Origin of the sequence: Streptomyces sp. NPDC127190 (assembly GCF_042672505.1) — a bacterium.
Classification (GTDB): domain Bacteria; phylum Actinomycetota; class Actinomycetes; order Streptomycetales; family Streptomycetaceae; genus Streptomyces.
Genome location: NZ_JBHXVE010000015.1, coordinates 35,622 through 53,154, shown reverse-complemented (window position 1 = coordinate 53,154; position 17,533 = coordinate 35,622). Strand labels below are relative to the sequence as shown.

Sequence of the window (17,533 nt, the reverse complement as noted above, 5' to 3'; positions counted from 1 at the left end):
GCCGGTGTCCCCCGCTCCCGGTTCGGATCACTTCACGCCGTCTCATTTGCCCTGCACGGGCCAGCAGGTGGGGTCGCCCTTGCACCACAGGGTCCGGGTGACGGTGACCGTCACGGTGGGCCGGCCACCGGGCGCATAGGTGGGCGGCCGGTACGTCGGCCCGGGCGTGGCGGCGCAGTCGCCGAGCCCGCTGACGTGGAACACCTGCCGTCCGCCGACCTTCCCGGTCAGGTCCCCGCGCACACAGGCCCCGTCGACCGCCTTGGTCACCCGCCCAGTGACGGTGATCTTCCGGCCGTCCTTGGTCCGGCCCCGGCAGTCGACGGAGACGACGTCGGTCTCGCTCGGCGAGGGCGTCGCCGCCCCGGCGCCCCGACCGCCGTACCGTCCGGTGCAGGTGAGCCAACTGACCTCCACGTGCTGCTGCTTGAGCCTGGCCGTCGCCGTGGTGCCGGTGGTGTAGGCGGCAGTGGCGGAACCGAGCCCGCCGGGCTGGCAGCCCACCAGGGCACCGCCCGCCACGACAACGAGCGACACCGGCAGAATCCGTCTCAACGCCCCCATACAGGCAGCGTCCCACCACCGCGCCCGCGCCGGAAGGGCACATACGGCCACTCACCCGTTCGGGCCGGGGCAAGTGCCCGGCGAGGGCGCCTCGGTCAGCCGCGCAGCAGCAGCCACTCCTGGAGTTCCACCAGGTTGCCCTCCGGGTCCTTGAGGTGGGCCACCCGCATGCGGTCGGTCAGGGCGGCCGGGCCGTGCAGCAGGGCGGCGCCACGGGCGGTGATCTCGGCGCAGTAGGCGTCGAGGTCGTCCACGCGCAGCACCACCAGGGAGCGGTGGCCGGTGGCGACAGTGCCCAGTTCGGCGAGGACCTCGGCCATCATCGCGCGGTCCTGCAAGGCGATCCCGGCGGACCCGGTGTGCGGGCTGAACTTCTCGTACGGCCCCTCGGCCGCGCCGGACTGCGGCTTGAGGCCGAGGACCTCGGCGTAGAAGCGGTAGCAGGCGGCGAAGTCGGTGACGAGCAGGCGTACCTGGGCGAGTTCCATGGTGTCCCCCGGTGGGTCAGGACCAGCGGCCGGTGCGGCCGAGGAGCAGGGCCGCGGCGGCGGTGCCGGCGGTGGAGGTGCGCAGCACCGAGGGCCCGAGCACACAGGTCCTGGCACCGGCCTCCTCGAAGAGCGCCAACTCGTCCTTGGACACGCCCCCTTCCGGCCCGACGACCAGCACGATCTCGCCCTGTTCAGGGAGTTCGGCGGTCGCCAGCGGCTCGCTGGTGTGCTCGAAGTCGGAGTGCAGCACGGCGGCGAAGTCGGCCCCGGCGAGCAGTGCCGCGACCTGCTTGGTGGTCGCCGCGTCCGCGACCTCGGGGAAGCGGACCCGGCGGGACTGCTTGCCGGCCTCGCGGGCGGTGGCCCGCCACTTGCCGAGCGCCTTCAGCCCGCGGTCGCCCCGCCACTGGGTGATGCAGCGGGCCGCCTGCCAGGGCACGATCGCGTCGACGCCGACCTCGGTCATCGTCTCCACGGCGAGTTCACCCCGGTCGCCCTTGGGCAGGGCCTGTACGACGGTGATGCGCGGGCTGGGCGCCGGCTCCTCCCGGACGTCCGCCAGCTGGACGATCAGCCGGTCCTTGCCCTCGCTGCCGATCACCTCGCCGACGGCGTACCGTCCGGCGCCGTCGGTGAGGACGACCTCCTCACCGGGCTGAAGCCGCTTGACGGAGACCGCGTGCCGGCCCTCCGGCCCGTCCAGCACATAGCGGTGGCTGTGCGCGTCGACATGCTCGACCACGAAAACCGGGGCGGTCATCGCAGGTCACCTCCATGGTCCGTGACGTCCGACAACGCTGTCCGGGCGGCATCGAGTTCCTCGGCCAGCACCTCCACCAGCCGCCCGGCCGGCAGTTCCCGGGCCAGCCGGTGTCCCTGCCCCGCCCACAGCGCCATGCCCTGCGCGTCCCCGGCCTGGGCGGCGGCCTTGCGCAGCGGGACGGTGAGGTGGTGGATCTCCGGGTAGGCGGCGGGGGCGTACGGGCCGTGCTCGCGCAGGAACCGGTTGACCAGTCCGCGGGCCGGCCGGCCGGAGAAGGCGCGGGTCAACTCGGTGCGCGCGAACAGGGGGTTGGTGAGTGCCTGCTTGTGCAGAGGGTGCGCACCGGACTCGGGGGTGGCGAGGAAGGCGGTGCCGAGCTGCGCCGCACAGGCCCCGGCCGCGAGGACGGCGGCGATCTGGCTGCCGCGCATGATGCCGCCGGCGGCGACGACCGGGAGGCGCACGGCCTCGCGGATCTGGGTGACGAGGGACAGCACTCCGATGCCGGAGGCGTCGTTCTCCGTCAGATCCCGGTGCGTGCCCTGGTGACCGCCGGCCTCCACGCCCTGCGCGATCACCGCGTCCGCCCCGGCCCGCTCGACCGCGCGGGCCTCCTCCACGGTGGTGGCGGTGACCAGGGTGACGGTGCCGGCCCGGCGCAGCCGCTCGAGCGTCTCCTCGCCGGGTACGCCGAAGTGGAAGGAGACCACCGGCACCGGGTTGTCGAGGAGGACGGCGAGCTTGGCGTCGTAGCCGTCGTCCCGTCCGCTGTCGGGGTCGCCCAGCTCGGTCTCGTACCAGGCGGCCTCACCGGCGAGCTGATGGGCGTAGACCTCCACCGCGCCGGACTCCGCGTACTCCGGCTGCGGCATGAACACGTTCACGCCGAAGGGGCGGCCGGTGAGCCCGCGCAGCTGCTTGATCTCCTGGTACATCCCGTCGGCGGTCTTGTAGCCGGCGGCGAGGAAGCCGAGCCCGCCGGCCTCGGAAACGGCGGCGGCGAGCCGCGGGAGGGAGACACCGCCCGCCATGGGGGCCTGCACGATCGGGTGGGGCAGGAGATCGGTCAGCGCGGAGGACATGACCGCATGTTGTCACGTCCTTCGAACAGTTCCGAATCGGGGCATCCGACGGCATAGGCCGGGGGCATAGGGGGCCGAAGGCCCACTTTCGCGGGCCACTTCACCCCCACCCCCGGCACCGGATCAGCGGCCGACGACCGCGTCCGTCAGCGCCCGTTGAACGCATCCTTCAGCCGCGAGAACAGCCCCTGCTGACCCGGCTGGAACTGGCCCTGCGGGCGCTCCTCGCCGCGCAGCGCGGCCAGCTCGCGCAGCAGCCGCTCCTGCTCGGGGTCCAGCTTGGTCGGGGTCTGCACCTCGACATGCACGACCAGGTCGCCCCGGCCGCCGCCGCGCAGATGCGTGACACCGCGGTTGTGCAGCGGAATCGACTGCCCGGACTGGGTGCCCGGCCGGATGTCGACCTCCTCCATGCCGTCCAGCGTCTCCAGCGGCACCTTGGTGCCGAGCGCCGCCGCCGTCATCGGGAGGGTGACCGTGCAGTGCAGGTCGTCGCCGCGCCGCTGGAACATCGGGTGCGGCAGCTCGTGGATCTCCACGTACAGATCGCCGGCCGGACCGCCGCCCGGCCCGACCTCGCCCTCACCGGCGAGCTGGATCCGCGTGCCGTTGTCGACACCCGCGGGGATCTTGACGGTGAGCGTGCGCCGGGAGCGGACCCGGCCGTCGCCGGCGCACTCCGGGCACGGGGTCGGCACGACGGTGCCGAAGCCCTGGCACTGGGGGCAGGGCCGGGAGGTCATGACCTGGCCCAGGAAGGACCGGGTGACCTGCGAGACCTCACCACGGCCCCGGCACATGTCACATGTCTGGGCGGTGGTGCCCGGCGCCGCGCCCTCGCCGCTGCACGTGTTGCAGACGACCGCGGTGTCGACCTGGATGTCCTTGGTGGTCCCGAAGGCCGCCTCGTCCAGCTCGACCTCGATCCGGATCATGGCGTCCTGGCCGCGCCGGGTGCGCGAACGCGGCCCGCGCTGCGAGGCCGTACCGAAGAACGCGTCCATGATGTCGGAGAAGTTGCCGAAGCCGCCGGCGCCGAAGCCGCCAGCGCCGGCCCCGCCCGACTGCGAGAGCGGGTCGCCGCCGAGGTCGTAGACCTGCTTCTTCTGCGGGTCCGACAGCACCTCGTAAGCGGCGTTGATCTCCTTGAACCGCTCCTGGGTCTTCGGATCGGGGTTGACGTCCGGGTGCAGCTCGCGCGCGAGCCGACGGAACGCCTTCTTGATCTCATCCTGCGACGCGTCGCGGCGCACGCCGAGAACGGCGTAGTAGTCCGTGGCCACTTACGACTCCGCCAGGATCTGTCCGACGTACCGTGCCACTGCGCGTACCGCTCCCATCGTTCCCGGGTAGTCCATGCGTGTCGGTCCGACCACGCCGAGCTTGGCAACCGCCTCGCCGCCCGAACCGTAGCCGACCGACACCACGGACGTGGAGTTGAGTCCTTCATGGGCGTTCTCGTGCCCGATACGCACGGTCACGCCCGGATCCTTCGCCTCGCCGAGGAGCTTGAGGAGCACGACCTGCTCCTCCAGTGCCTCCAGGACGGGCCGGATCGTGAGGGGGAAGTCATGTCCGAAGCGGGTGAGATTGGCGGTACCGCCGATCATCAGCCGCTCCTCGTTCTGCTCGACGAGGGTCTCCAGCAGGGTGGAGAGCACCGCGGAGACAGTACCGCGGTCCTCGGCCTCGAAGGCCTCCGGCAGATCCTCGACCAGCTTCGGCACGTCCGCGAACCGGCGGCCGGCGACCTTGCTGTTCAGCCGGGCCCGCAGATCCGCGAGCGAGGCCTCCCCGAACGGCGCCGGGCAGTCGACCATCCGCTGCTCGACCCGTCCGGTGTCCGTGATCAGCACGAGCATCACACGCGCGGGAGCGAGCGAGAGCAGCTCCACGTGCCGGACGGTGGACCGGGTCAGCGACGGGTACTGCACGACGGCGACCTGCCGTGTGAGCTGCGCGAGCAGCCGCACGGTCCGGGCCACCACGTCGTCGAGGTCGACGGCGCCCTCCAGGAAGTTCTGGATCGCCCGCCGCTCGGGCGGGGTCATCGGCTTGACGCCCGCCAGCTTGTCGACGAACAGCCGGTAGCCCTTGTCCGTGGGGATCCGCCCCGCACTGGTGTGCGGCTGCGCGATGAACCCCTCGTCCTCCAGGGCCGCCATGTCGTTGCGGACGGTCGCCGGGGACACCCCGAGGTTGTGCCGCTCGGTCAGGGCCTTGGAGCCGACCGGCTCCTCGGTCCCGACGTAGTCCTGGACGATCGCGCGCAGTACCTGAAGCCTGCGTTCACTCAGCATTGCGCGCGCACCTCCAGCACGTCGTCCCCTCGGGTCCCTCGCCGTCGGCCTGGCACTCTTCCCACGCGAGTGCCAGCCTTCCCCGGCCCAGTGTACGGCTGTCGGGTACGGCCTGGGCAAGGTCGGTGCCGTCGGGACCGCTCGTGGAGCTAGCGTCGCGGTATGACGGTGGCTTGGGAAGAGCAGGGCTGGCAGCGGCTGACCGACCGGGTCGGGCGGTGCCGGCTGCCGGGCTGGGACTGTACGGCGGGCCTGGTCCTCGGGGCGGACACGGCGCTGATGGTGGACGCCGGTTCGAGCCTGGCCGAGGGCGCCCGGCTGCACGGCGAGGCGCGGGAACTGGCCGGCCGCCGTGTGACCCATCTCGCGCTCACCCATCCCCACTTCGACCACGTCTTCGGCGCTCCCGCGTTCGCCGGGGCCGAGGTGTACGCGGCGGTGGGCATGGACGCGGCCCTGACGCACGGGCGCGGGGAGCTGCGCGCGGACGCGGTCGGCAACGGCCTGCCGGCCGCCGACGCGGCCGAGGCGGCGGACGCCCTGGCCCCGCCGCGCCACCTGGTCTCCGGCGAGTGGACCCTCGACCTGGGCGGCGGGCACCAGGCGCTGCTGGCCAACGTGGGCCCGGGTCACACCGCGCACGACCTCGTGGTGCTGGTCCCCGGGGCGCCGGAGGTGGTCTTCTGCGGTGACCTGGTCGAGGAGTCCGGCGAGCCCCAGGCGGGCCCGGACGCGGTGCCGTCCCGCTGGCCGGACGCGCTGGACCGGCTGCTCGCCCTGGGCGGTGAGGACGCGCTGTACGTCCCCGGTCACGGAGCGGTGGTGGACGCGGCCTTCGTCCGTCGCCAACGGGACGCCCTGGCGGCCCGCTTCGGCGTGTCGTGAGCATCACCGCAACGCTTCTCCTATCGTCATCCGAATGCGCCCGCCCGTCTCCCGCCACCGCCCCTCCAACGAGGGCCCTTCGGGCCCACAGCGCCGTCTGTACTCCGCCGACCTGACCCCTCCGTGGAAGAAGCAGCAGCCCGCGCCGGAGGTGCCGGCCGAGCCCGGTCTGGTGGTGGAGGAGCCCGGCACCGGGTTCTGCGGGGCGGTGATCCGCTGCGAGGCGGGCACGGTCACCCTGGAGGACCGCTTCGGCAAGCACCGGGTGTTCCCGCTGGAGCCGCGCGGCTTCCTGCTGGAGGGCCGGGTGGTGACCCTCGTACGGCCGTCCGCCGCGGCCCCGGTACGGCCTTCCCGTACCGCCTCCGGCTCGGTCGCCGTACCCGGCGCACGCGCGCGCGTGGCCCGCGCCGGGCGCATCTACGTCGAGGGCCGGCACGACGCCGAGCTGGTCGAGAAGGTCTGGGGCGACGACCTGCGCATCGAGGGCGTGGTCGTGGAGTACCTGGAGGGCGTGGACGACCTGCCGTCGATCGTCGCCGACTTCGCCCCCGGCCCGGACGCACGCCTGGGCGTCCTGGTGGACCACCTGGTGCCGGGCACCAAGGAGTGGCGCATCGCCGAGTCGGTGACGAGCGAGCACGCGCTGGTCGTCGGCCACCCGTACATCGACATCTGGGAGGCGGTGAAGCCGTCGTCCCTGGGCATCCCGGGCTGGCCGAAGGTCCCGCACGGCCAGGACTGGAAGACCGGGGTGTGCCGGGCGCTGGGCTGGCCGGCGGAGAACACCGGGGCGGTGTGGCAGGCGATCCTGAAGCGGGTGGGTTCCTACAAGGACCTGGAACCGGAGCTGCTGGGGTGCGTCGAGCGCCTCATCGACCATGTGACCGTGGGCTGAGCGGCGCACCGGCCCCCGGGCCGGGCGGTCAGTCCACCAGGTCCCTGACCACCGCGTCCGCCAGCAGCCGTCCACGCAGCGTCAGTACGGCCCGCCCGGCGTCGTACGGCCCCTGCTGGAGGAGTCCGTCCGCCAGCGCCCGCCGGGAGGCCGCGAGGCCCTCGTGCTTCAGCAGCGCCAGCGGCACGCCCTCGCGCAGCCGCAGTTCCAGCAGGATCCGCTCCACCCGCCGGTCCTCGTCCGACAGGACCTCGCGCCCCGCGCCCGGTGACCGGCCGGCGGCCAGGGCCGCCGCGTACGCCCCCGGGTGCTTGACGTTCCACCAGCGCACCCCGCCCACGTGCGAGTGCGCGCCGGGACCGGCGCCCCACCAGTCGGCGCCCCGCCAGTACAGCTCGTTGTGCAGACAGCGGCCCGCCTCGGAGGTGGCCCAGTTGGAGACCTCGTACCAGTCGAAGCCCGCCCCGGACAGGATCTCCTCGGCGATCAGATAGCGGTCGGCGTGCACGTCGTCGTCGGTCGCCGGGATCTCGCCCCGGCGGATCCGGCGGGCCAGCTGGGTGCCCTCCTCCACGATGAGCGCGTACGCGCTGACGTGGTCCGGGCCCGCGCCCAGGGCGGCCTCCAGCGAGGCCCGCCAGTCGTCGTCGCTCTCCCCCGGTGTGCCGTAGATCAGATCGAGGTTGACGTGCGCGAAGCCCGCCGCACGCGCCTCCGCCACACAGGCCTCGGGGCGGCCGGGGGTGTGGGTGCGGTCCAGCACCTTCAGCACGTGCTGCCGCGCGCTCTGCATGCCGAAGGAGATCCGGTTGAAGCCGCCCTCCCGCAGGACCGACAGATACCCGGGGTCGACCGACTCCGGGTTCGCCTCGGTCGTGATCTCCGCGTCCGCCGCCAGCCCGAACTCGTCCCGGATCGCGCCCAGCATGCGGACCAGGTCGCCGGCGGCCAGCAGGGTGGGCGTACCGCCGCCGACGAAGACCGTGCGGACCTCGCGCGGGTCGTCGCCGAGCACCTTGCGGGCCAGCCGGATCTCGTCGATCAGCGTGTCGGCGTAGTTGTCGCGGGAGGCGAGCACCCCTGCGGTGCCGCGCAGCTCGGTCGCGGTGTAGGTGTTGAAGTCGCAGTAGCCGCAGCGGGTGGCGCAGTAGGGGACGTGCAGATAGAAGCCGAGCGGGCGGTCTGCGGCCCCGGCGAGCGCGGACGCGGGCAGCGCGCCGTCGGCGGGGACGGGCTCGCCGTCGGGGAGTGCGGAAGGCATGTCTTCCATTGTCCAGCACCCGGGCGGTCACTCCGCCTGGAGCACCAGCAGGGCGAGGTCGTCCTCCGGCAGAGTGCCCTCGCCGAAGTCGTGCACCAGGCGGCGGATCCTTTCGGCGATCTGCTCCGCGCCGAGCCCGGCGCAGCCGGAGAGGGCCGTGGCCAGCCCGTCTTTGTCGTCGAACTGGCGGGAGCCGCAGCGGCGCTCGGTCACCCCGTCGGTGACGCACAGCAGGCTGTCGCCGGGCCGCAGGTCGAGGGTCTCGCTGGTGTAGGTCTCGTCCTCGACCACACCGAGCAGGGTCTGCGGCCGGGCGACGGTGCGCACGGTGCCGTCGGGGCCGAGGACGAGGGGCAGCGGATGGCCTGCGGAGGCGAGGGTGCAGCGGACCCCGCCGCCGTACGGGGTCAGCTCGCCGTAGAGCAGGGACAGGAAGCGGGTCTGGGTGCCGTCGCCGCCCAGCAGGGTGTGGCCGCCGGCGGCGACCAGGGCGCGGGCGGCGGCGTCGGCGGCCTCCGTGGCGTCGTCCAGCAGGAGCTGGTTGAGCCGGTCCAGGACGTCGGCGACCCGGTAACCCTCGCGGGCGAGGAGCCTGAGCCAGGGCCGGGCGAGGCCGATGACGACGGCCGCCTCCGGGCCCTTGCCCTGGACGTCGCCGACGGCGAAGCACCAGCGGCCGTCGCCGGCCGGGAACAGGTCGTAGAAGTCGCCGCTGGGGCCGCCCTTGTCGCAGGGCTCGTAGACCAGGGCGCTGCGCAGCCCGGGGATCTCGGCGACCGCGCCGGGCAGCAGTCCGCGCTGGAGGACGGCGCTGATGGTGGCCTGGCGGGCGTACTGGCGGGCGGCGCCGATGGCGAGGGCGACCCGGCGGCTGAGGTCCTCCACGAGCCCGGTGACCTCGTCCGGGAAGCCGGCCGGGCCGCACCGGCCGATGACCAGCGTGCCCAGCGGGCGGCCGCCGGCGATCAGCCGGTAGGCGAGGGCGGTGCCGTGCGGGCCGAGCGCGGCGGCGGGCCAGGGGTACGGCTCCGGGCCGGACCTGAGCCCGTCCAGGGGCTGGGGCGGCTCCTTCTCCAGGGCGCGGTGCAGCTCCTCGATGCGGTCCTCGCTCGCGTGCCAGACCCGGGCGGGGCCGCCGCCGTCGCGGGCGCGTGCGGTCGCCTCGTCCTCCAGCCAGACCGCGCACCAGTCGGCCAGCCGGGGCACCACCAGCTGGCCGGTGAGCGCGGCGACCAGGTTCTCGTCCAGCTGCCCGGCGAGCAGGTCGGAGGCCTCGGCCAGGAAGGACAGCGCGCCCCGGCCGAGCCAGTCCCGGTCGCGTCCGGCGCCGTAGGCCTGCGGGGCGAGGACCTCGGCGATCTCCAGGGCCGGTTCCGGTCCGGGCCCCTCGGCCGTCTTGCCGCCGGCGGGCAGCCGCGCCCACACCGTCTTGGCGCCGGTGCGGTAGGTGACGCCCCAGGAGTCGGCGAGGGTGCCGACCAGCCGGAGGCCGCGTCCGTACTCCGGTGCCTCGTACGGCGGGGCGCCGGCGGTGTTGTCGCGCGGGGCGCGGGAGGGGTGCCGGTCGTGCACCTCGACCACGAAGGCGCCGGTGTCCTCCAGCCGCCAGTCCACCTCCACATCGGTGCCGGCGTGCACGACGGCGTTGGTGACCAGCTCGCTGACGACCGCCATCGCGTCGTCCAGCAGCCGTGGCGCGAGCCCGGGCACCTCGGCCAGCGCCGAGCGCACCAGGGCCCGGGCGGTCCCGGGGGCGAGCGGGCTGCCGGTCAGGGTGGCCCGGCCGCGCACCTTAGGCGCGTGGGCCGCACTCTCCCGCTGCGTGGGTATGGCCGCCATGTCCATGCGGCCAGGGTGACAGAGCGGTGGCACCCATAAGCGCCGAGTTACCGAAGTGGGCAGAAGAGGGCGCGTTTTGAACGCACGCGAGCACAATCACCCACCGGGCGCCGGGAACCGCGGGCCGCCACCTCCGACCCGCGGTTCTCCCTCGCCGGACCGGCCCCCTACTTCTCCCGGGTCCCGGCGTACATCTCGTCGATCAGGTGCCTGTACTCCCGCTCGACCACGGGCCGCTTCAGCTTCAGGCTCGGCGTGATCTCGCCGTGCTCCACGTCGAGGTCCCGCGGCAGCAGCCGGAACTTCTTGATCGTCTGCCACTTCTGGAGCCCGGCGTTGAGCTGCTGCACATAGCCGTCGACCATCTCGACCGTCTGCGGGGCGGCGACGATCTCCGCGTACGCCCTGCCCTCCAGGCCGTTCTCCTTCGCCCAGTCCAGGATCGCGAGCTCGTCCAGGGCGATCAGGGCGGTGCAGTAGTTCCGGTCGGCGCCGTGCACCAGGATGTTGGAGACGTACGGGCAGATGCCCTTGAACTGGCCCTCGACCTCGGCGGGTGCGACGTACTTGCCGCCCGAGGTCTTGATCAGGTCCTTCTTGCGGTCGGTGATGCGCAGATAGCCGTCGGGCGACAGCTCGCCGATGTCGCCGGTGTGGAACCAGCCGTCGGACTCCAGCACCTCCGCGGTCTTCTCGGGCAGCTTGTGGTAGCCCTGCATGACACCGGGGCCGCGCAGCAGGATCTCTCCGTCGTCGGCGATCCGGACCTCCGTGCCGGGCAGCGGCTTGCCGACCGTGCCGGTGCGGTAGGCCTCGCCGGGGTTGACGAAGGAGGCGGCGGAGGACTCGGTGAGGCCGTAGCCCTCCAGGATGTGGATGCCGGCGCCGGCGAAGAAGTAGCCGATCTCCGGTGCGAGCGCGGAGGCGCCGGAGACACAGGCGCGCAGCCGGCCGCCGAAGGCCTCGCGGAGCTTGGCGAAGACGAGGGTGTCGGCGACCTTGTGCTTGGCGGCGAGCCCGAACGGCACACTGCGGTTGCCGGTGCGGCGGAAGTTGTCCTGGCTGACCTTGGCGTACTCGCGGGAGACCTCGGCCGCCCACTGGAAGATCCGGTACTTGGCCGGTCCGCCCTCGCGGGCCTTGGCCGCGACGCCGTTGTAGACCTTCTCGAAGATCCGCGGCACGGCCGCCATGTACGTCGGCCGCACCACCGGCAGATTCTCGATGATCTTGTCGACCCGGCCGTCCACGGCGGTGACGTGCCCGACCTCGATCTGGCCGGAGGTGAGCACCTTGCCGAAGACGTGCGCCAGCGGCAGCCACAGGTACTGCACGTCCTCGTCGCTGATCAGACCGGTCGCGGCGATCGCCTTCGCCATGTACGCCCAGTTGTCGTGCGGGAGCCTGACGCCCTTGGGGCGGCCGGTGGTGCCGGAGGTGTAGATGAGGGTGGCGAGCTGCTCCTTGGTGAGCGCGCCGACCCGCTCCTTGATCAGCTCGGGGTGCGTCTCCAGATAGGCGGCGCCACGCTTCTGGAGCTCGTCGAGGGTGGTCACCCAGTCGCCGGTCTCCACCCCGGCCGGGTCGATGACCACGACCTTGATCAGGTCGGGCAGCTCCGCGCGCTTCTCCAGCGCCTTGGCGAGCTGGCCGGCGTCCTCGGCGATCAGCACCCGGCTCTCGGAGTCGGAGAGGATGAACGCGGACTCGTCGGCGTTGGTCTGCGGGTAGATCGTGGTCGTCGCCCCGCCGGCGCACATGATGCCGAGGTCGGCGAGGATCCACTCCACCCGGGTGGAGGAGGCGAGCGCCACGCGCTGCTCGGGCTCCAGCCCGAGTTCGATCAGGCCGGCCGCGATGGCGTAGACCCGCTCGGCCGCCTCGGCCCAGCTCAGCGACTTCCAGTCGTCGGGGCCCTCGCCCGAGGCGGGCGGGACGGGGTAGCGGTAGGCCTCGGCGTCCGGTGTGGCCGCCACGCGGTCCAGGAAGAGGGCCGCCACGGAGGGCGGACGGTTCTCGATCAGGGTCTGTGCGTCGCTCACGACATCCTCCGGGGCCCGCGACAGTGCGGCTGACTCGGTGCGGCTGGGTTTACTCACGGTGGGGGTACGGGCTCTTGTTTAACTCGCGAGTAACTATCGAGCAGGCATCAGAGTAAGGGGCGACCGGCCGCTGCGTAAGGGGCATCGGGCTGTCACTTTCCACGCAGAGCAAGGCTACGCACGCACCGGGGCCCGCCGCGCTTTCACACGACGGGCCCCCTTGTGCCCTTTTTACGGAGCCGGTTCGGCGTAACCGAGTGTTACCAGCGGTTACTTCTTGCCCTTGGTCGACCCCGCGCTGTCATCGCTCGACAGGACGGCGATGAAGGCTTCCTGCGGAACCTCCACGGAACCCACCATCTTCATCCGCTTCTTGCCTTCCTTCTGCTTCTCCAGCAGCTTCCGCTTACGGGAGATGTCACCGCCGTAGCACTTGGCGAGGACGTCCTTGCGGATGGCGCGGATGGTCTCGCGGGCGATCACCCGGGAGCCGATGGCGGCCTGCACCGGCACCTCGAAGGCCTGCCGCGGGATCAGCTCCTTGAGCTTGGCGACGAGCCGCACGCCGTACGCGTAGGCCTGGTCCTTGTGGGTGATCGCGGAGAACGCGTCCACCTTGTCGCCGTGCAGCAGGATGTCGACCTTGACCAGGGAGCTGGTCTGCTCGCCGGTGGGTTCGTAGTCCAGCGAGGCGTAGCCGCGGGTCTTGGACTTCAGCTGGTCGAAGAAGTCGAAGACGATCTCCGCGAGCGGCAGCGTGTAGCGGATCTCGACGCGGTCCTCCGACAGGTAGTCCATGCCGAGCAGGGTGCCGCGCCGGGTCTGGCACAGCTCCATGATCGAGCCGATGAACTCGGTGGGCGCGAGGATGGTGGCCCGCACGACCGGTTCGAAGACCTCGTTGATCTTGCCCTCGGGGAACTCGCTCGGGTTGGTGACCGTGTGCTCGCTGCCGTCCTCCATGACCACGCGGTAGACCACGTTGGGGGCGGTGGCGATCAGATCGAGACCGAACTCGCGCTCCAGCCGCTCCCGGATCACGTCCAGGTGCAGCAGGCCGAGGAAGCCGACGCGGAAACCGAAGCCGAGGGCGGCGGAGGTCTCCGGCTCGTAGACCAGGGCGGCGTCGTTGAGCTGGAGCTTGTCCAGGGCCTCGCGCAGCTCCGGGTAGTCGGAGCCGTCGAGCGGATACAGACCGGAGAAGACCATGGGCTTCGGGTCCTTGTACCCGCCGAGCGCCTCCGTCGCCCCCTTGCTCTGGCTGGTGACGGTGTCACCGACCTTGGACTGCCGGACGTCCTTCACACCGGTGATGAGATAGCCCACCTCGCCGACGCCGAGGCCGTCGGCCGGCAGCATCTCGGGCGAGCTGACGCCGATCTCCAGCAGCTCGTGCGTGGCGCCGGTGGACATCATCCTGATGCGCTCACGCTTGTTGAGCTGGCCGTCGATGACACGGACGTACGTCACGACACCGCGGTAGGAGTCGTAGACCGAGTCGAAGATCATCGCGCGGGCGGGCGCGTCGGCCACACCGACCGGCGCCGGGATCTCCTTGACGACCTTGTTCAGCAGCGCGTCGACGCCGAGACCGGTCTTGGCGGAGACCTTGAGGACGTCGTCCGGGTCGCAGCCGACCAGGTTGGCCAGCTCCTCCGCGAACTTCTCCGGCTGGGCCGCGGGAAGGTCGATCTTGTTCAGTACGGGGATGATCGTGAGGTCGTTCTCCATCGCCAGGTAGAGGTTGGCGAGGGTCTGCGCCTCGATGCCCTGGGCGGCGTCGACCAGGAGGATGGTCCCCTCGCAGGCGGCCAGCGACCGCGAGACCTCGTAGGTGAAGTCGACGTGCCCCGGGGTGTCGATCATGTTGAGGATGTGCGTCGTGCCCTGGTCCGGGCCCTCGGTCGGGGCCCAGGGCAGACGCACCGCCTGGGACTTGATCGTGATGCCACGCTCGCGCTCGATGTCCATCCGGTCGAGGTACTGAGCACGCATCTGCCGCTGCTCGACCACACCGGTCAGCTGGAGCATCCGGTCGGCGAGCGTGGACTTGCCGTGGTCGATGTGCGCGATGATGCAGAAGTTGCGGATCAGAGCCGGGTCGGTACGGCTCGGCTCGGGCACATGGTTAGGGGTCGCGGGCACGCAGGGTCCTGTCTCTTGAGGCGCCTTATGCCTCGGGTCGGATCGATACGTAGTCTCCATGGTCCCACGCGAAGGGACCGGCGGCCGTTTTGGGCCGGTCGCAGGGCCACTGGTACTGTAGATGGCTGTGCCTCATGCCCTCTCAGCGCGAGGCGCGTCAGAAAATTTATGGATCACCGGTTCGGGACCCGAGCGGCCCCGCGCCTGAACCTGAAAAGGCTCCTTCGTGGCGAACATCAAGTCCCAGATCAAGCGGATCAAGACCAACGAGAAGGCTCGGCTGCGCAACAAGGCCGTCAAGTCCTCCCTGAAGACCGCGATCCGCAAGGCCCGCGAGGCCGCTGCCGCGGGTGACGTCGAGAAGGCCACCGAGCTGCAGCGCGCTGCTGCGCGTGCGCTCGACAAGGCCGTCTCGAAGGGCGTCATCCACAAGAACCAGGCCGCCAACAAGAAGTCGGCGCTTGCTTCCAAGGTCGCGTCTCTCTGAGGTTCAGCCTCCTTCTGATCTGACCGCCGGAAGGACCCCGAGCGGGCCCTCTCTCATCCGCTCCCGTCCGGCACCCCGGATCCGTACGCGGCCTGCGTTCGCCACGCGGGTGCGGATCCACCAGCTTGAGCCCAAGGCCTCGGCGCTCTCCCTTCCCCAGGGCGAGCACCGGGGCCTTTGGCGTGCGGTCCGGGTCCGGCGTGCGTGCGGCGCTGGCATGCGTCCGGGGTTGGCATGCGCCCGGGATTGGCATGCGCCCGGCGGCTGCCAGGGGCCGGCTTCTCGCGCCCGGGAGTGCGGGGCCGGCGGGAGTGCGCGGCCGGCCGGCCGGCGGCCGAGTGGCTGTCCGCGGCCGGGGGTTGTCCGCGGCCGGGGGTTGTCCGCGGCCGGGGGTTGTCCGCGGCCGGGGGTTGTCCGCGGCCGAGGGCGGCTGTCCGCGGCCGGGAGCCGTGCGCGGCCGAGTGGCTGTCCGCCGCCGGGTGCTGTCCGCGGCCGGGGGCTGTCCGCGGCCGCGCCGAGCGGCTAGCCGCGGCCCCGTGAGCGGGCGGCTCGCGCCACCGTCACCACGGCCTTCTCCAGGGCGTACTCGGGGTCGTCCCCGCCTCCCTTCACTCCCGCGTCGGCCTCGGCTACAGCTCTGAGCGCCACGGCGACGCCGTCCGGGGTCCACCCCCGCATCTGCTGCCGCACCCGGTCGATCTTCCAGGGCGGCATGCCCAGCTCCCGGGCGAGATCGGCCGGCCGGCCGCCCCGCGCGGACGACAGCTTCCCGATGGCCCGCACCCCCTGGGCCAGCGCGCTGGTGATCATCACCGGCGCCACTCCGGTGGCCAGCGACCAGCGCAGCGCCTCCAGGGCCTCCGCCGTACGCCCCTCCACCGCCCGGTCGGCGACCGTGAAGCTGGACGCCTCGGCCCGCCCGGTGTAGTAGCGCCCGACGACCGCCTCGTCGACCGTGCCCTCCACGTCGGCGACCAGCTGGGAGACCGCCGCGGCCAGCTCCCGCAGATCACTGCCGATGGCGTCGCACAACGCCTGGCAGGCCTCCGGCGTCGCCGACCGTCCCGCCGCCCGGAACTCCTGCCGGACGAAGGCCAGCCGGTCCGCCGGCTTGGTCATCTTGGGGCAGGCCACCTCGCGGGCGCCCGCCTTGCGTGCCGCGTCCAGCAGCCCCTTGCCCTTGGCGCCGCCCGCGTGCAGCAGCACGAGGGTGATCTCCTCGGCGGGGGAACCGAGATACGCCTTCACATCCTTGATCGTGTCGGCGGAAAGATCCTGCGCGTTGCGTACGACCACGACTTTGCGCTCCGCGAAGAGCGAGGGACTGGTCAGCTCGGCGAGCGTGCCGGGCTGCAACTGGTCCGGGGTGAGGTCGCGTACGTCCGTGTCGGCGTCGGCGGCCCTGGCGGCGGCCACCACCTCCCGCACGGCACGGTCGAGCAGGAGGTCCTCCTGGCCCACGGCGAGTGTCACCGGGGCGAGAGGGTCGTCATTCGCAGTCTTCCTGGCCATCGTCTACAGCATCCCACGCGGCACCGACATCGAAGCGGCTCGCTCACCCTGACCGGTCCCGGAGCGCACCCCGAGCGCGTCTCGGGGTCACGGCTCCTCGCGCCAGCCGTCCCACTCGCCGGCGAACGCGTCCAACTCCTCCGGGTCCAGCCGCTCGCCCTCGTCCCGCAGCACGACCAGCCACTGGGCGTCCTCGGCGTCGTCCTCCCCGGCCAGGGCGTCCCGGACGATCCGGGGCTCCTCGTCGACGCCGAACCGCTCGGCGAGCACCTCGGCCACCTCCTTTGCCGCGTCCCGGTCGGGCAGCACCAGCACATGTCGCACATCGTTCACGCGCCCCATTCTCCGGCACCGCTCCGGACGCGAAGGGGCAGGTCAGCCCCTGGGCACGACCTGCACGTCGAGGTCGACCCGGATGCTCGGACCGACCGCCGCGATGCCGCGCGCCAGCATGGACTGCCAGCTGACCGTGAAGTCGTCCCGGTGCAGTTCGGTGGTGGCGCGGCAGGCGGCCCGCGCCTCGCCCTGCATGCCGCTGCCGAGCCCGAGGTACTCGGTGTCGAGCGTCACGGTCCGGGTCACCCCGTGCAGCGACAGCGCCCCGACGACCGCCCACCGGCTGCCGCCCTTGTGCACAAAACGCTCGCTGTAGAACTCCAGCGTGGGAAAGCGCCGCACGTCCAGAAAGTCCGCGGACCGCAGATGGTCGTCGCGCATCCGCACCCCGGTGTCGATGGACGCCGCGTCGATCACGACATGCATCGCCGACCGCTCCACCCGGTCGCCGATCCGCACCACGCCGGCGAAGGAGTTGAACCGTCCGTGGATCCGGGCCAGCCCGATGTGCCGGGCGGTGAACCCGATCGAGGAGTGCAGCGGCTCGATCTCCCAGTCGCCCGGCGCCGGCGGCTGGGGCGGCTGCGCGACCTGGAGGGTCACATCGCCCAGCGAGGCGAGGGAGTTCTCGCCGACCAGCGCGGGGGCGCGGTAGGGCAGGTAGCCCTCGGCGGACACGGCGAGCCGGTACTCCCCCGCCGGCACCGTTACCAGGAACGCCCCGTACGGATCCGTGCCGCCGCTCACCACCGTGCGCCCCGTGAGGTCGCTGACCGCGAACTCCGCGCCCACCACCGGCTCGTTGACCGGGTCGACCACCCGGCAGCTGAGCACCCCGGCGTCGGGCGGGGTCCGAACCGCCGCCAGCGGACCGGTCGGTTGCACTCGGTTCGTCCGGTTTCCCAGCCAGCGGCCGACCATCCACGAC

At 72.2% G+C, this 17,533-nt stretch carries 16 protein-coding genes; 3 read left to right on the top strand and 13 right to left on the bottom strand.

Translation table 11 applies throughout. The features are described from left to right. Positions 1-42: 42 nt before the first annotated feature. From ACFVIU_RS22860 to hrcA, 6 genes are all read right to left on the bottom strand, one after another. Positions 43-564 (bottom strand): hypothetical protein, encoded by a 522-nt coding sequence (locus ACFVIU_RS22860; protein WP_385844634.1) that lies wholly within the window; start codon positions 562-564, stop codon positions 43-45. Between the two features lie 95 nt (positions 565-659). Further along, positions 660-1,052: a VOC family protein gene (locus ACFVIU_RS22855; RefSeq protein WP_385844633.1), complete on the bottom strand. Its 393-nt coding sequence runs from the start codon at positions 1,050-1,052 to the stop codon at positions 660-662. Positions 1,053-1,068: 16 nt separating this feature from the next. After that, the gene (locus ACFVIU_RS22850) at positions 1,069-1,815 is read right to left on the bottom strand and encodes a 16S rRNA (uracil(1498)-N(3))-methyltransferase (RefSeq protein WP_385844631.1); all 747 of its coding nucleotides are present in this window, start codon (positions 1,813-1,815) and stop codon (positions 1,069-1,071) included. Next, positions 1,812-2,900, bottom strand: a complete 1,089-nt coding sequence (locus ACFVIU_RS22845; RefSeq protein ID WP_385844630.1) for a nitronate monooxygenase — start codon at positions 2,898-2,900, stop codon at positions 1,812-1,814. The genes ACFVIU_RS22850 and ACFVIU_RS22845 overlap by 4 nt, the downstream gene beginning before the upstream one ends. 146 nt (positions 2,901-3,046) lie before the next feature. Continuing rightward, on the bottom strand, positions 3,047-4,183 hold the full coding sequence (gene dnaJ / locus ACFVIU_RS22840) for a molecular chaperone DnaJ (RefSeq protein ID WP_385844629.1): 1,137 nt from the start codon (positions 4,181-4,183) through the stop codon (positions 3,047-3,049). Next, a complete protein-coding gene (hrcA, locus tag ACFVIU_RS22835; RefSeq protein ID WP_385844628.1) occupies positions 4,184-5,200 on the bottom strand; it encodes a heat-inducible transcriptional repressor HrcA in 1,017 nt (338 codons plus the stop codon). It abuts the gene before it with no gap. 162 nt (positions 5,201-5,362) lie between these two features. Between hrcA and ACFVIU_RS22830 the strand changes: the two genes are divergently transcribed. Together ACFVIU_RS22830 and ACFVIU_RS22825 are read left to right on the top strand one after the other, a co-directional pair. Further along, entirely contained in the window at positions 5,363-6,085 is a 723-nt protein-coding gene (locus tag ACFVIU_RS22830; protein WP_385844626.1) for an MBL fold metallo-hydrolase, read from the top strand. 34 nt (positions 6,086-6,119) lie between these two features. Continuing rightward, positions 6,120-6,983, top strand: coding sequence for a DUF3097 domain-containing protein (locus ACFVIU_RS22825; protein WP_385844625.1), 864 nt, complete (start codon positions 6,120-6,122; stop codon positions 6,981-6,983). 28 nt (positions 6,984-7,011) lie between these two features. Here ACFVIU_RS22825 and hemW read toward each other — a convergent pair whose 3' ends face one another. From hemW to lepA, 4 genes are all read right to left on the bottom strand, one after another. Then, entirely contained in the window at positions 7,012-8,244 is a 1,233-nt protein-coding gene (gene hemW / locus ACFVIU_RS22820) for a radical SAM family heme chaperone HemW (protein ID WP_385844624.1), read from the bottom strand. 27 nt (positions 8,245-8,271) lie between these two features. After that, complete coding sequence (locus tag ACFVIU_RS22815; RefSeq protein WP_385844811.1) at positions 8,272-10,083, bottom strand: SpoIIE family protein phosphatase; 1,812 nt, start codon at positions 10,081-10,083, stop codon at positions 8,272-8,274. A gap of 167 nt (positions 10,084-10,250) precedes the next feature. Next, the gene (locus ACFVIU_RS22810; protein WP_385844623.1) at positions 10,251-12,125 is read right to left on the bottom strand and encodes an AMP-dependent synthetase/ligase; all 1,875 of its coding nucleotides are present in this window, start codon (positions 12,123-12,125) and stop codon (positions 10,251-10,253) included. Between the two features lie 270 nt (positions 12,126-12,395). After that, positions 12,396-14,270 (bottom strand): translation elongation factor 4, encoded by a 1,875-nt coding sequence (lepA, locus tag ACFVIU_RS22805; RefSeq protein WP_385844621.1) that lies wholly within the window; start codon positions 14,268-14,270, stop codon positions 12,396-12,398. A gap of 226 nt (positions 14,271-14,496) precedes the next feature. Between lepA and rpsT the strand changes: the two genes are divergently transcribed. Further along, the gene (gene rpsT / locus ACFVIU_RS22800; RefSeq protein WP_208900914.1) at positions 14,497-14,757 is read left to right on the top strand and encodes a 30S ribosomal protein S20; all 261 of its coding nucleotides are present in this window, start codon (positions 14,497-14,499) and stop codon (positions 14,755-14,757) included. Between the two features lie 522 nt (positions 14,758-15,279). On the opposite strand, the gene holA is transcribed toward rpsT, so the two are convergent. From holA to ACFVIU_RS22785, 3 genes are all read right to left on the bottom strand, one after another. Then, positions 15,280-16,269 (bottom strand): DNA polymerase III subunit delta, encoded by a 990-nt coding sequence (gene holA, locus ACFVIU_RS22795; RefSeq protein WP_385844620.1) that lies wholly within the window; start codon positions 16,267-16,269, stop codon positions 15,280-15,282. A gap of 87 nt (positions 16,270-16,356) precedes the next feature. Next, a complete protein-coding gene (locus tag ACFVIU_RS22790) occupies positions 16,357-16,602 on the bottom strand; it encodes a hypothetical protein (protein ID WP_385844618.1) in 246 nt (81 codons plus the stop codon). A gap of 42 nt (positions 16,603-16,644) precedes the next feature. Then, on the bottom strand, positions 16,645-17,526 hold the full coding sequence (locus ACFVIU_RS22785) for a YceI family protein (protein ID WP_385844810.1): 882 nt from the start codon (positions 17,524-17,526) through the stop codon (positions 16,645-16,647). Positions 17,527-17,533 lie beyond the last annotated feature (7 nt).

Coding starts and splice junctions, on each gene's coding strand:
- ACFVIU_RS22860 (WP_385844634.1), bottom strand. CDS start 564: ATGGGGGCGTTGAGACGGATTCTGCCGGTGTCGCTCGTTGTCGTGGCG.
- ACFVIU_RS22855 (WP_385844633.1), bottom strand. CDS start 1,052: ATGGAACTCGCCCAGGTACGCCTGCTCGTCACCGACTTCGCCGCCTGC.
- ACFVIU_RS22850 (WP_385844631.1), bottom strand. CDS start 1,815: ATGACCGCCCCGGTTTTCGTGGTCGAGCATGTCGACGCGCACAGCCAC.
- ACFVIU_RS22845 (WP_385844630.1), bottom strand. CDS start 2,900: ATGTCCTCCGCGCTGACCGATCTCCTGCCCCACCCGATCGTGCAGGCC.
- hrcA (WP_385844628.1), bottom strand. CDS start 5,200: ATGCTGAGTGAACGCAGGCTTCAGGTACTGCGCGCGATCGTCCAGGAC.
- ACFVIU_RS22830 (WP_385844626.1), top strand. CDS start 5,363: ATGACGGTGGCTTGGGAAGAGCAGGGCTGGCAGCGGCTGACCGACCGG.
- ACFVIU_RS22825 (WP_385844625.1), top strand. CDS start 6,120: ATGCGCCCGCCCGTCTCCCGCCACCGCCCCTCCAACGAGGGCCCTTCG.
- hemW (WP_385844624.1), bottom strand. CDS start 8,244: ATGCCTTCCGCACTCCCCGACGGCGAGCCCGTCCCCGCCGACGGCGCG.
- ACFVIU_RS22815 (WP_385844811.1), bottom strand. CDS start 10,083: ATGGCGGCCATACCCACGCAGCGGGAGAGTGCGGCCCACGCGCCTAAG.
- holA (WP_385844620.1), bottom strand. CDS start 16,269: ATGGCCAGGAAGACTGCGAATGACGACCCTCTCGCCCCGGTGACACTC.
- ACFVIU_RS22785 (WP_385844810.1), bottom strand. CDS start 17,526: ATGGTCGGCCGCTGGCTGGGAAACCGGACGAACCGAGTGCAACCGACC.